This is a genomic window from Aurantiacibacter sp. D1-12 (assembly GCF_028858515.1).
Lineage (GTDB): Bacteria > Pseudomonadota > Alphaproteobacteria > Sphingomonadales > Sphingomonadaceae > Alteraurantiacibacter.
In genome coordinates this window covers 101293-113757 of sequence record NZ_JAPJZJ010000001.1, presented here as the reverse complement: position 1 = coordinate 113757, position 12465 = coordinate 101293, and the positions used below count along the sequence as shown (strand labels likewise).

At 60.7% G+C, this 12465-nt stretch carries 12 protein-coding genes; 7 read left to right on the top strand and 5 right to left on the bottom strand.

The features are described 5' to 3' along the window. Positions 1-9: 9 nt before the first annotated feature. From purM to OOZ52_RS00620, 3 genes are read left to right on the top strand one after another with little or no spacing between them, the layout of a single operon-like run. Positions 10-1107 (top strand): phosphoribosylformylglycinamidine cyclo-ligase, encoded by a 1098-nt coding sequence (gene purM, locus OOZ52_RS00630; protein ID WP_274696550.1) that lies wholly within the window; start codon positions 10-12, stop codon positions 1105-1107. Beyond that, positions 1100-2074 (top strand): phosphoribosylglycinamide formyltransferase, encoded by a 975-nt coding sequence (purN, locus tag OOZ52_RS00625; RefSeq protein ID WP_274696549.1) that lies wholly within the window; start codon positions 1100-1102, stop codon positions 2072-2074. Before purM ends, purN begins: the two co-directional genes overlap by 8 nt. Positions 2075-2077: 3 nt before the next feature. Next, positions 2078-3280, top strand: coding sequence for a sulfotransferase family protein (locus OOZ52_RS00620; protein WP_274696548.1), 1203 nt, complete (start codon positions 2078-2080; stop codon positions 3278-3280). 63 nt (positions 3281-3343) lie between these two features. Here the strand turns inward: OOZ52_RS00620 and ndk are convergent, their stop codons facing one another. From ndk to OOZ52_RS00600, 4 genes are all read right to left on the bottom strand, one after another. After that, the gene (ndk, locus tag OOZ52_RS00615; RefSeq protein WP_274696547.1) at positions 3344-3766 is read right to left on the bottom strand and encodes a nucleoside-diphosphate kinase; all 423 of its coding nucleotides are present in this window, start codon (positions 3764-3766) and stop codon (positions 3344-3346) included. An 85-nt stretch (positions 3767-3851) separates the two neighbouring features. Further along, positions 3852-4346, bottom strand: coding sequence for a hypothetical protein (locus OOZ52_RS00610; protein WP_274696546.1), 495 nt, complete (start codon positions 4344-4346; stop codon positions 3852-3854). A gap of 58 nt (positions 4347-4404) precedes the next feature. Then, complete coding sequence (locus OOZ52_RS00605) at positions 4405-4842, bottom strand: DNA polymerase III subunit chi (RefSeq protein ID WP_274696545.1); 438 nt, start codon at positions 4840-4842, stop codon at positions 4405-4407. A gap of 13 nt (positions 4843-4855) precedes the next feature. After that, positions 4856-6319, bottom strand: a complete 1464-nt coding sequence (locus OOZ52_RS00600; protein WP_274696544.1) for a leucyl aminopeptidase — start codon at positions 6317-6319, stop codon at positions 4856-4858. Positions 6320-6418: 99 nt separating this feature from the next. Between OOZ52_RS00600 and OOZ52_RS00595 the strand changes: the two genes are divergently transcribed. The 4 genes from OOZ52_RS00595 (at position 6419) to rsmA (ending at position 12041) form a co-directional block, all read left to right on the top strand. Further along, entirely contained in the window at positions 6419-8692 is a 2274-nt protein-coding gene (locus OOZ52_RS00595) for an LPS-assembly protein LptD (protein WP_274696543.1), read from the top strand. A 224-nt stretch (positions 8693-8916) separates the two neighbouring features. After that, complete coding sequence (locus OOZ52_RS00590) at positions 8917-10206, top strand: peptidylprolyl isomerase (protein ID WP_274696542.1); 1290 nt, start codon at positions 8917-8919, stop codon at positions 10204-10206. A gap of 4 nt (positions 10207-10210) precedes the next feature. Continuing rightward, entirely contained in the window at positions 10211-11218 is a 1008-nt protein-coding gene (gene pdxA / locus OOZ52_RS00585; RefSeq protein WP_274696541.1) for a 4-hydroxythreonine-4-phosphate dehydrogenase PdxA, read from the top strand. Next, positions 11211-12041 carry a 16S rRNA (adenine(1518)-N(6)/adenine(1519)-N(6))-dimethyltransferase RsmA gene (gene rsmA, locus OOZ52_RS00580; protein WP_274696540.1) on the top strand — a complete coding sequence of 277 codons (831 nt, stop codon included), beginning with the start codon at positions 11211-11213 and terminating at the stop codon, positions 12039-12041. The genes pdxA and rsmA overlap by 8 nt, the downstream gene beginning before the upstream one ends. Here the strand turns inward: rsmA and OOZ52_RS00575 are convergent. Beyond that, positions 12026-12454, bottom strand: a complete 429-nt coding sequence (locus OOZ52_RS00575; RefSeq protein WP_274696539.1) for a PilZ domain-containing protein — start codon at positions 12452-12454, stop codon at positions 12026-12028. The two genes, rsmA and OOZ52_RS00575, sit on opposite strands and share 16 nt — an antisense overlap. Between the last annotated feature and the right edge of the window lie 11 nt (positions 12455-12465).

The following is a 12465-nucleotide window of genomic DNA, read 5'->3' as shown; positions in this document are numbered from 1 at the left end:
GGCAGTGCCATGAGCGCAGACAACACTTCTTACACCTACGAGCAGGCGGGTGTCTCGATCGATGCGGGCAACCGTCTCGTGAAAGCGATTGGCCCCCTTGTGAAAGCCACCATGCGCCCGGGTGCGGATGGCGAAATCGGCGGATTTGGCGGCTTCTTCGATCCCAAAGCGGCTGGCTACAAAGATCCACTGCTCGTTGCGGGCAATGATGGTGTCGGCACCAAGCTGAAGCTCGCCATCGAGAATGACCGGCACGATACCGTCGGCATCGATCTCGTCGCCATGTGCGTAAATGACCTGATCGTTCAGGGCGCAGAGCCGCTGTTTTTCCTCGATTACTTCGCCACCGGAAAGCTGGACAACGGCGTCGCAGAGCGTGTGATCGCCGGGATCGCGGAGGGGTGCCAGCAAGCCGGATGCGCGCTGATTGGCGGGGAGACAGCGGAAATGCCGGGCATGTATGCCGATGGCGATTACGATCTAGCGGGCTTCTGTGTCGGCGCGGTGGAACGCGGTGAGCAGCTGACCGGGGAGCGCGTTGCACCCGGCCATGTCTTGCTCGGCCTGCCCAGTTCAGGCGTACATTCGAACGGCTACTCGCTCGTCCGTCGCCTGGCAAAGGACAAGATGTGGCGGCTCGACCGCCCTGCCCTGTTCGATCAAGATCGCCTGTTGATCGATGCGCTGATCGAGCCGACGCGTATTTACGTTAAGAGCCTGCTGCCTGTCGTGCGGGCCGGAAAGATCGATGCTCTTGCTCATATTACCGGCGGTGGATTGCTGGAGAATCTGCCGCGCGTCCTTCCTGAAGGGGCTCGCGCCGTAGTAGATGCCGATAGCTGGGAGCAGCCACGACTGATGGCGTTCCTGCAGGCGCAAGGCAATATCGAGCCTGGCGAAATGGCGCGCACGTTCAATTGCGGCGTCGGAATGGTGTTGGCCGTGTCGCCGGACAATGTCGATGCAGTCACCGCCTCGCTTCTCGACGCTGGCGAAGAGGTCCTCAACATCGGCGTTATCACCGAAGGTCAGCGCGGCTGCACCGTTCGCGGCTCTGCGGGCACCTGGAGCGGCAAGGAAGACTGGGAAGCCGGCCACGATGCCTGACGGCAGTGAGCTCAAGGTAAAGGTCGCCTGTCTGCTTTCGGGCAATGGCACGACCATGTCTGCGCTGCTGTTCCAGTCCCGTCTGCCGGGCTGCCCTTATGAAATAGTCCTCGTCGCCTCCAACCGCCCCGATGCGCCGGGACTGAAAATCGCCGAAGCTGAAGGCATCGCCACCTTCGCCCATCCCAGCAAGGGCATGGACCGACGCGAGCACGAAGAGATTATGGACGCGGCCCTGCGTGAAAGCGGTGCAGAGTATCTCGCCCTGTGCGGCTACATGCGCATCCTGACAGAGGACTTCGTGGCCGGCTGGGAAGGCCGGATGGTCAACACGCACCCATCGCTGCTGCCGAAGTACAAGGGGCTCGACACTCACCAGCGCGCCATTGATGCAGGAGACAAGTTCGGTGGTTGCTCGATCCATCTGGTGACAGCAGAGCTCGATGGGGGGCCTCTGCTGGGTCAGGTGCCCGTCGCCATTCTGCCCGATGACACCGCAGACAGCCTGGCCGCGCGGGTGATACTTGCCGAATACCAGCTCTACCCTCGCCTGTTCGCCGAATATGTCGGGCGGCAATATCGGGCGGACTGGCTGCTGGAGAAGGTGAGCAAACTCGCTCTCGCCCAACCCGAAGCCGAACACCGCGAAAGCCACGGCTCACCCGCTTGGCACACGGGCGGAAAAAGCGGGAAGTTCTTCGCCCACTTCCTCGACCAGTTCCACGGGACCGAGCACATTTCGATTTTGGTAAAAACCAGCGGACCGGACGAGGTTATCGGCCTTTCCGAGACAGCGCCGGAAACTTATTTCAAGCCCGCCTATTACGGCGCCAGCGGCTGGGTCGGGATCATTCTCAATCGTCCGGGCGTTGACTGGGACCTGGTTACCGAGTGGATCGAACGTAGCTGGCGCATGGTGGCGCCCAAGCGATTGACCAAGCTGCACGACGCGGCGGACCAGTTCTAGCGCATGAGCTTACCGCCCCGCCCTCACCCTCTCGCGCGATCACCTCATGTTGAACGGGTTTGCGGATGGCTGGAGAAGAGCTGGGCACGCGGCATCACCAGTCGCCCCTCGCTCGACGTGGACGTTCTCTGGGGCAAGGCACTGCGCGATGTTCCGGCAGAAGGCGAACGTGGGCCGCGCAGCGAAGCCGACATGGCCGACTTCCGTCTAAGGCTGGAAGTGCTGGCCGAATCCCTGCAACGCGAGGCAAAGCTCAACGCGCTCGGCCTGACGATGGCGCACGGGCAACTGGTCCGCGTTATCCGGCAAAGGCTGGAACTGGGTGAGCTCTGGAGCCAGCAGCCCGATCTGATCGAAACCGAGCTTGCCCCACCGATCATCATCGTCGGCCAGATGCGCAGCGGTACCACGCGTGTCCACCGCCTGCTGGCAGCTGACCCTATCCTTGCGGCAACCCGGTTTTGCGACAGCTGGCATCCTGTTCCCCGCAAACCCGACACGCGCCCGGCATGGTCCGCGCTCACGCTTCTCTTCGCCCGTACGCTCGATCCATGGCTCGATTCGATCCACCCGTTTGGCACTACCCGCCCCGACGAAGAGCTTGGCTGGCTCGCCTGCGCACTCGATCACTGTGCCTATGAAGCACAATGGCGTGTGCCGAGTTTCACCGCCTTTTCCGAAGATCGCGATCCGGCGGCGATTTATCGTGAATTCGGGCGTATCCTGCGCACCGACGCTTGCTGGCACGAGAACACCCATCGACCGCGTGTACTCAAGGTTCCGCAGTTCACTGAGGATTTGCCTGCGATCCTGGCCGAGTTCCCCGATGCCCGCGTGATCGTGACGCGCCGCGATCAGGATGATCTGGTGAGCAGCTCGGCATCGCTCGTCGCCAACCAGATGACGATCCAGTCAGACGCGGTGGATATGGACTGGATCGAGGGCGAAGTTACCCGGAAAATCGCGCTGCGAGACGCGCGGATGGAAGCAGCCTTGGCCGATTTTGATGGGCCGCATGCGGTTGTCGATTTTGATGCGCTCAATGTCGACTGGGAAACAGAAGTGGCCCGCGTTTATCGCCACCTTGAAATGCCGCTGTCAGGTGCATCGCTTGAAGCCATGCGGGACGAACAGGCGCGCGCAGCCAGCTCACCGCATCGCCACCACGCGCAGCAGCGCGAAAGCTTCCGCAGCAAGCCGTCCTGACAAAGAAAAAGGGCCGGACAGCAATGCTGCCCGGCCCCCTCTCCCAAAATCCCAAGGCGGGATTTAGCCTACGATTTCGTCTTCGTTGAAGAAGAAGTCGATTTCGATCTTGGCGTTCTCTTCGCTGTCAGAGCCGTGGACGGTGTTTTCACCGATCGACAGTGCGAATGCCTTGCGGATGGTGCCTTCGTCGGCTTCGGCAGGGTTGGTGGCGCCCATCACGTCACGGTTGCGCTTCACGGCGTCTTCACCTTCGAGAACCTGCACGACAACCGGCTCGCTCATCATGAAGTCGCACAGTTCGCCGAAGAACGGACGCTCGCTGTGGACGGCGTAGAAGCCTTCTGCCTGTTCGCGGGTCATGTGGATGCGCTTGGAAGCGACGACGCGCAGGCCGGCTTCTTCCAGCATCTTGGTCACAGCGCCGGTCAGGTTGCGCTTGGTGGCATCAGGCTTGATGATCGAAAACGTGCGGGTAACCGCCATGGGGAATTCCTTCGCAAAAATCGGGGATTCGATAATTGCGCGCGCCCCTAGCGCCACTACCGACTTTGGGCAAGCCCGATCAGCCCTACTGGGGCCGTGTTCCGATAGTCAGCATGCCAGTGTTTTCGCCACCGTCGCTGCTTACAGTGAAGCTGAAGAAGCGGTCATCGGGACCCTCGCCGCCAATGATCCGCGTATCGCCGGACGTCATTTCCATCTGGATATCGATACCCGCTGCCTCCGCCTGAGTACGGAAATGGTCCACCATGTCCTGTGGATCGTCAGAGCTGGTCATCATGATCATGCTGCCCTGGCCTTCCGCTCCGTCGATAACGGTACTCTGCACAACCTCGGCACCGGGATAGATCGAGAAACCGTCCGGCAGATCGACTTCGACATCGCTGCCAGAAACGAGTGTCGTTTCATTTCCGTCATCATCGGTGAAGCTCATTTCGACGCCATCACCGTCCGAATCGGCTTCATACGCGACTGTGCCGTCTTCGGTCTCGATCGTTCCGCTGTCACTACTTCCACAAGCAGCGAGCGCCAGTGCTCCAGATAGAATTGCCAGTTTACGCATTTATGCCCTCCCAAGTTTGCACGCAGGATCGCAGCTTTGGCGGTTTGGTCAAGCCCGGCTACGGGCCCTCGACCCAGCGACCACTCTGCTGCTTCCAGAACTTGCTTTCACAGTCTTCGCGATCCTGTAGCACCTTCCAGGTCTGCCGCGCTTCGTCGATTGTGGTCTGGTCAAAGATATAGAGCACGCGGGAAAAGCCCTCAGCCGGCTCGCGCCAGTGGCCATCGGCGAGCAGAAGGAAACTCGCTCCATTAACCGGCTCCACCTCGCCAGAGAGGAGAATCGGTTGGCGCGCATCGTGTTCGTCACCGGCAATGCCGTTTGCGAGGAACTCTTCTGGCGTGGCTGTCCACAGCGCCTGTGAAATCGCCTCCAGCAGTTCGAAGTCATCCGCGACAACGAGCAGGTTCTCACCCGCTTCGCGTACCTTGCGCGCAAGCAGAGTGATGGCAACGGGCGCCGGATCGGCAGACAGGAGGTAAAAATCGACCCGCATGGATATGGTCGACCTATCCCTCCGCCGTGTCGCGGATGAAGTTGTCGAGCAGGCGCACGCCGTATCCGGTTGCGCCCTTGTCCCACAGCGCGCCGGGCTTGTCGGCCCAGACGGTGCCCGCGATATCGAGGTGCGCCCAAGGCGTATCGTTCTCGATGAAGCGGCCAAGGAACTGTGCTGCTGTGATCGAACCCGCTCCACGCGGACCGATGTTCTGCATGTCGGCAATCGGGCTGTCGATCAGCTTGTTGTAGGCTGGACCAATCGGCATGCGCCACAGCTTGTCGCCAGAGGTCTTGCCCGCCTGGAGAAGCTGGTCAGCCAGTTCATCGTTGTTCGAAAACAGTCCGCCGTGCTCATTGCCAAGCGAAATGATCATAGCGCCGGTCAGCGTTGCAAGATCAACGATGCGCGCTGGAGAGAACTCGCGCTGTGTCCAAGTGAGCGCATCGCCCAGAACCAGCCGCCCCTCGGCATCGGTGTTGAGAATCTCGACCGTCTGGCCGCTCATCGTCTGCACAACATCGCCGGGGCGCTGTGCGTTGCCGTCGGGCATGTTCTCGACCAGGCCGCAGACGCCAATGACATTGGCCTTCGCCTTGCGCAGCGAAAGCGCGAGCATGGCGCCAGCAACCGCACCGGCACCGCCCATGTCGAATTTCATGTCACCCATGCCAGGACCCGGCTTGATCGAAATGCCGCCCGTATCGAAGGTCACGCCCTTGCCGACGAAAGCAGTCGGTGCTTCACCGTCCTTGCCGCCCATCCACTTGATGACGAGCAGCTTGCTGTCCTTGCGCGAGCCCTGCCCAACACCGAGCAACATGTGCATGCCGAGCTTTTCCATCTCAGCTTCCTCGAGCACCTGAATTTCGGCACCGGTGCCCTCGAAGCGCTTCTCGCAGCGTTCCACAAAGCTTGCGGGGTAAATAATGTTGGCGGGTTCAGCGACGAGCTCTCGCGTGAACTCGACGCCTGTGGCGATGGCCTCTGCTTCGCTCCAGACAGCTTCGGTTCCTTCAGGCGCGCCGACCACGGTTACTGCGGCGAGCGACTTCTTCTGTTCGTCGCGCAGCTTGGTGCGATACTCGTCCCAGCGCCAGCCCCGCAGCCGCACACCCGTCAGCACAGCAGCGGTTCCGGCAGCATCAAGACCCGCATCACGCAGGTCGAGCACCATCGCGCTCTCGCCGCTGGTGAGATACTTGGCCGTCAGCGACGAACCCGCTTTTTCAAGCGCCGCGATACGGCCTTCATCATCAGTCTTCCCGGCTCCGGCCAGCGCCATACGCACCAGCTTGCCGTCGACTTCATGGAAGCCTTCAAACACCTGCCCCTTCTTGCCAGTGAACCGCGAAGCTGCTGCACCTTCCACGATTGCACCAGGCAGATCGGAAGGCAGTGTGTCCTGATCGACCACCCGGGCAACAAGGCGCGGGCTGTCGGCGGTCAGGCTATCGCTGAAGGTGATTTTCATGGAGGCTCCCAAAGGTCGGATGTGGTCTTGAACAGAACGCGCAGCACGCGTTGCAAAGCTGGCGTTGCAGTTAGTGACGCGTGGTGCGATAGGCAAGTCATGGTCCGCGGCCCGACACAGTCCCCTTTTGCTATTTTGCGTTGCCTGCCCGTAGTGGGAGCAGCCGCCAGCGCGCTCGCCCTCGCGGTGCCGTCAGCGCACGCCCAGGATGGCAATGCGGAAGAAACCGCGGGCGATTCGGACTACATTCCGGAATTCAACGAGCAGGGCAGGCGCCAGATCGGTTTTGAAGCCAATGACCTGCGCTATGATCAGGATACTGATACCGTCACCGCATCCGGCAATGTGATCCTGCGATCAGGCGACCAGTCGCTGCGTGCCGACGATGTCAGCTGGAACCGCACGACCGGGGAAATCATCGCCAGCGGCAATATTCGCCTCGTCGATGCAGACGGCAACCAGCTTTTTACCGAGAGCATGACGCTGACAGACGAGCTGGAAGCGGGCGCGATGAGCAACCTGCTGCTCGCGTTCCGTCAGGGCGCTCGGCTTGCTGCAGAACAGGCAACCCGTGCCGAGAATGGCGATATCGAGCTAACCCGTGCTGCCTACACCGGCTGCCCGGTGGTCGATAGCGAAGGCTGCGCACAGAGCCCGAGCTGGCGGATTACCGCAGAGCGGGTCTGGTACGACAGCGAGTCCGAGCGCATCCGCTTTTCAGGTGCTTACCTTGAGCTCTTCGGCGCGCGGTTATTGCCCTTGCCCGGCCTCACCCTGCGCGCCGATGGCAGCGCGGAAAGCGGCTTCTTCGTGCCCGATATCGGAATCACTGCATCCAACGGCATCGAGATCTCCGAAAGCTATTACTTGCGTCTTGCAGACAACAGGGACCTGACGCTTACAGGCTATCTCTACACCGAAGCTGCCCCGATGGTTTCCGCCCATTACCGGCATTTGACCGGCAACGGCGCTTTCCAGGTAGAGGCCTACGGAACCTACGGCACCCGCATCCCCCTCAACTCGACCACGCCGACGACGGAGGAGGATATTCGCGGGTATCTGTCCGCCAACGGGCAGTTCCAATTGGACGAAAACTGGACCGCAACCGGTTCGATCCGGCTCGCCAGCGACCGAACCTTTTTGCGCCGTTACGATATCAGCCGTGAGGACCGGCTACGCTCGACTATCCAACTTCAGCGGTTTGACGATAACTCTTACGTCTCGATCGCAGGTTGGGCGACGCAGGCTCTGCTCGTCAGTACCGATCAGGGCCAAGTGCCGCTAGCCCTCCCGCTTGTCGACGCGCGTTACCGGCTGGAAGACCCGGTGCTGGGCGGTCAGGTGGAGCTGCAAGCCAACACCCTCGCCATCACCCGCTCAGAGGGGCAGGACACCCAGCGTGCCTTTGCCCGTGCGCAGTGGGACTATCGCACGATCACGCCGCTTGGACAGGAAGTGACGCTGACCGCGCTAGTCCGCGGAGACCTGTACCACTCGGACGACAACCTGCTCAACGTTACGCCGAGCTACCGCGGCGAAGAAGGCTGGCAGGCGCGCGGCGTCGCTACTGCGGCTGTGGACGTAAAATGGCCGTTTGCGGGCGATTTTCTTGGCGGCACGCAGATCCTTACTCCGCGCGTGCAACTGGTGGCCGCGCCGAGCATCCGCAATCTGGACATTCCCAACGAAGACGCGCGCGCGATCGATCTTGAAGATTCCAATCTTTTTGCGCTCAACCGCTTCCCCGGATATGACCGGGTCGAAGACGGTGTGCGGCTGACCTATGGCTTCGACTGGCAGGCCAACTTTCCCGGCTGGCGTCTCAGCACCACCTTCGGACAATCCTATCGCCTGACAGACGAACCCACGCTCTTCCGGGACGGAACTGGCTTGAACGAACAATTCTCCGATTTCGTGGGGCGTACCGAAGTTCGCTACCGCGATTTCCTCAAATTTACCCATCGGTTCCGCCTAGATAAGGATAACTTCGCTGTGCGCCGGAACGAGGTCGATGCGACACTTGGTTCAGACGAGACCTATGTCGAATTGGGATACCTGCGGCTTGATCGCGATATCGATCTGAGCTTCGAGGATTTGCAGGACCGCGAGGAGCTGCGCGCCGCAGGCCGTGTGGCTTTTGCCGATCACTGGTCCATTTTCGGATCTGCTGTCGTCAATCTGACCGATCGCGAGGAAGACCCCAGCTTTACTGCAGACGGTTTCGAGCCGCTGCGCACCCGCCTTGGCATTGCCTATTCGGATGAATGCCTGGAATTCGGGTTCACCTGGCGCCGCGACTTTATCGAGCTGGCCGACGCACAAAGTGGCAGTAGCTTCCGCATCTTCTTCAACCTGCGTAATCTGGGGTTCTGATCCGCTTTCCACCATGACAGGCAGGCAGAGTTTGGCAGAGCCCTCTCACTTGGCTAGGGATTGCGGCTCAGCTAGGGTTAAGCCTGCACTTGTATCAAGCAGCACCATATTCAGGCGCGCATTGGCACGCTGCAAACAGGATAAGTATTACTGTGATTTCGTTCACCAAAAAGACCTTTTCTGCGTGTTTCTCAGGCTTTGCAGCCGTTGCATTGGGCTTGCCAATGGCGGCTTCGGGCGCGCATGCGCAAGCGGTCACGCAGGGTAGCGATGCCTTCAATTTCCCCGATGACATCGCCTTCATCGTGCAGCCGAGCAATCCGAATGAACGCCGCGCCACCGCGCGCGTCAACGGCAGCATCATCACCGGCACCGATGTGGATCACCGCGTTGCGCTGATCCTTGCGGCACAGGATGTAGCGGTCCCGGAAGAAGAAGTTGCAAGGTTGCGGCTACAGGTTCTGCGCAACCTGATCGACGAGACTTTGCGCGTTCAGGAGGCTGCCGCCAACGACATGGCTGTCACGCAGGAGCAGGTTGACAGCGCTTACGAGCGATATGCCGCTTCACAGAACCGCAGCGCCGCGCAGATGGACGAGTTCCTTTATTCGCTCGGCTCGTCGCCGCGTACAATCAAACGCCAGATCCAGGGCGAGCTTGCGTGGGATAATCTCATTCGCCGCTTCATTCGCCCCTTCGTCAACGTCTCCGAAGGCGAAGTGACTGATCTGCTGGACCGCATCAACGCTTCACGCGGCACGACCGAATATCGCATTGGCGAGATTTACCTTTCGGCCAACGCCACCAATCGCGGGCAGGTGCTTGCCAACGCCAACCAGATTGTCGAGCAGCTGCGCCAGGGCGGCAGCTTTGCCGCCTATGCCCGCCAGTTTTCCGAAGCGACCAGCGCCATTACGGGCGGTGATCTTGGCTGGCTGCGTCTTGCCCAGCTACAGCAGCCCACGCTTGAAGCCGCTGCAGCGCAGATGACTACTGGCCAGCTGGTCGGTCCGCTGGAAATTCCGGGCGGCTATTCAATCCTGTTGATGATCGACCAACGCCAGGTCGGCATGCCCGATCCGCGCGATGCCGTTCTCAGCCTCAAGCAGATATCCTATGACTTCGCACCGGGCATAACGCCCCAACAGGCCGAGATCGAAGGCCAGGCCTTTATCGAGGCTGTCGGGCAAATGAATGGTTGCGGCGATGCCGATGCCCGTGCGGCAGCAGTCGGCGCGACCACGGTCGACAATGATGAAATTCCTGCACGCCAGCTTCCTGAAGCTTTGCAGGGTATCGTGCTGCAACTCAATGTCGGGCAGTCCACACCGCCTTTCGGTGATTTGCAGGAAGGGATTCGCGTACTGATGCTTTGCGGGCGTGACGATCCGCAGGACACCAGCCTTCCAACTGTTGATCAGGTCATGTCGCAGATGGAAGAAGAGCGTATCCAGCGCCGCGGGCAGCGCTTTATGCGCGACCTTCGCCGCGACGCCGTGATTGAATACAACTGATCCGGTGACGGCCCTTCCCCCGCTTGCGGTCACCATTGGCGATCCGGCAGGGATCGGGCCGGAGATTATTCTCAAGGCGTGGATGGCGCGGGAAGCGGCCAGTTTACGGCCTTTTTTTGTTACGCATGGAGCAGAGATTCTCGAAGCGGCTGCTCAGGCCTGTGATATTGATTGCCCAGTTATCGGCATTGACGGGCCAGAGGACGCCAGGTCGGCTTATCGAGATGGCCTACCCGTTTGGCGTCGATCAGAGCGCCAGTATACTCCGGGGAAACCACATGTCTCTGGTGCACGGCTTGCATACAAATCCTTGGGCCAAGCAATCGAGTACGCCTTTCATGGTGCCGCATCTGCAGTGGTCACAGCGCCAGTATCAAAGTCAGCGATAGCGGAAGTTGACTCTGACTTCATTGGGCAAACGGAACTTCTGGCACAGTCACTAAGGCTACCACTCGAGCATTCTGTCATGATGCTCGCCGGCCCGACGTTGCGCACCGTCCCGATGACGGTCCACTGTGCTATTGCCGATGTGCCCGCACTGCTGACGCAAGACCTGATCGTGGAGCGTACACGCATCGTCGCCCGCGCCCTGCAGACCGACTTCGGCATCACAAACCCGCGCATCGCCATCGCAGGGCTCAATCCGCACGCCGGCGAGGATGGCCGGATGGGGACAGAGGAGATTGAGGTCATCGCCCCGGCCATTGCACGGCTGCGTGGCGAAGGAATCGATGCGAGCGGTCCGCACCCGGCAGATACGCTGTTCGCGCCGCACAAGCGCGGCACATACGATGTCGCGATTGCCATGTACCACGATCAGGCACTCGTCCCGCTGAAGGCTCTGGATTTTGATCAGGGAGTGAATGTCACGCTCGGCTTGCCCATCGTCCGCACATCCCCCGATCACGGCACTGCGTTTGATATCGCCGGCAAGGGTATCGCACGGCCCGATGCGATGATTGCCGCGATCCGCATGGCGGGGGAAATTGCCGAGCGCCGCGCCAATGGTTGATCTCCCTCCCTTGCGCGAAGTTATCAAGGCGCACGGCCTCTCCGCCTCCAAGGCACTGGGGCAGAACTTCCTGTTCGACGAGCAATTGCTCGATCGCATCGCCGCCATTCCCGGCGATCTGCAAGGCAAAGCCGTTCTGGAGATTGGTCCCGGCCCCGGCGGCCTCACCCGCGCCCTGCTGCGCGCCGGAGCCCGCGTCACTGCAATCGAACGCGACAGCCGCTGTCTCCCTGCTCTGGCCGAGCTGGAACAGATCTTCCCCGGCCAGTTGCGGGTGGTCGAGGACGATGCCTTGAAAGTCGATCATGCGGAGCTGATGGGGGAGCCTTTCGCGGTCATCGCCAATCTCCCCTACAACGTGGGGACCCTGCTCTTCACCAACTGGCTTTCATCGAGCGAATGGCCTCCGCAATGGACCAGCCTGACGCTGATGTTCCAGCAAGAGGTTGCAAAACGGATCGTGGCCACTCCCGGAACGGGCGAATTCGGCCGCCTGGCGGTTCTGGCACAGTGGCGCTCTGACGCGCGGCTCGCCATGAAGGTGCATCGCAGCGCCTTCACACCGCCACCCAAGGTGATGAGCGCGATTGTACACCTTGAACCCGCCGATGCGCCAGAAGGTGCATCGATGCCAACGTTGGCGCGTATTACGGAGGCCGCATTCGGCCAGCGGCGCAAGATGCTCCGGCAAAGCCTCAAATCCGTTCAGGGCGCTTTGAAAGTGCTTGAGAGTCTTGGTATCGATGCGACCCGCAGGGCGGAAACGCTGAGCGTCGACGAGTTCGTCTCTATCGCGCGAGCACTTGATCAGAGAACGAAGTAGTTCACCAGCAGGTAGGCAGTCGCAAAGGCAGTCACGCCAAGCAACGCGTAGGCTCCCGCAACTTTCTCGATCGGCCACTTGTCCGGATCGTTCTCGATCTCGATCTTCTTGCCCTTGATCCGCTTTTTTGGCGGCTTTCCGGACATTATCGCATGCACATCAATGCGTTCGCTCATGCGTAGGCCAAAGCGGCGTCCTTGAACCCAGCGGACTTGGCCGGTGAGTTGATGGCCGGCAACAATAATATCGACAAATTCACCACGGGAAGGAGGGCGGTCGCTCACGACAAGCATACCTTTCGGAGACAAATCTCCCAAGCGCACAGAGCGCGTGCTCTGCGCGTCGCGCATTTTTGCTTGCAACATGGCAGTTTGCCGCGTCTCTAGGCGCGACTGCTCACCACCGGCTAACATGAGCGAACTCC

Excerpts from the sequence above, each read along its gene's own strand:
- purM (WP_274696550.1), top strand. The coding sequence starts at position 10 with ATGAGCGCAGACAACACTTCTTACACCTACGAGCAGGCGGGTGTCTCG.
- purN (WP_274696549.1), top strand. The coding sequence starts at position 1,100 with ATGCCTGACGGCAGTGAGCTCAAGGTAAAGGTCGCCTGTCTGCTTTCG.
- OOZ52_RS00620 (WP_274696548.1), top strand. The coding sequence starts at position 2,078 with ATGAGCTTACCGCCCCGCCCTCACCCTCTCGCGCGATCACCTCATGTT.
- ndk (WP_274696547.1), bottom strand. The coding sequence starts at position 3,766 with ATGGCGGTTACCCGCACGTTTTCGATCATCAAGCCTGATGCCACCAAG.
- OOZ52_RS00610 (WP_274696546.1), bottom strand. The coding sequence starts at position 4,346 with ATGCGTAAACTGGCAATTCTATCTGGAGCACTGGCGCTCGCTGCTTGT.
- OOZ52_RS00605 (WP_274696545.1), bottom strand. The coding sequence starts at position 4,842 with ATGCGGGTCGATTTTTACCTCCTGTCTGCCGATCCGGCGCCCGTTGCC.
- OOZ52_RS00600 (WP_274696544.1), bottom strand. The coding sequence starts at position 6,319 with ATGAAAATCACCTTCAGCGATAGCCTGACCGCCGACAGCCCGCGCCTT.
- OOZ52_RS00595 (WP_274696543.1), top strand. The coding sequence starts at position 6,419 with ATGGTCCGCGGCCCGACACAGTCCCCTTTTGCTATTTTGCGTTGCCTG.
- OOZ52_RS00590 (WP_274696542.1), top strand. The coding sequence starts at position 8,917 with ATGGCGGCTTCGGGCGCGCATGCGCAAGCGGTCACGCAGGGTAGCGAT.
- rsmA (WP_274696540.1), top strand. The coding sequence starts at position 11,211 with ATGGTTGATCTCCCTCCCTTGCGCGAAGTTATCAAGGCGCACGGCCTC.
- OOZ52_RS00575 (WP_274696539.1), bottom strand. The coding sequence starts at position 12,454 with ATGTTAGCCGGTGGTGAGCAGTCGCGCCTAGAGACGCGGCAAACTGCC.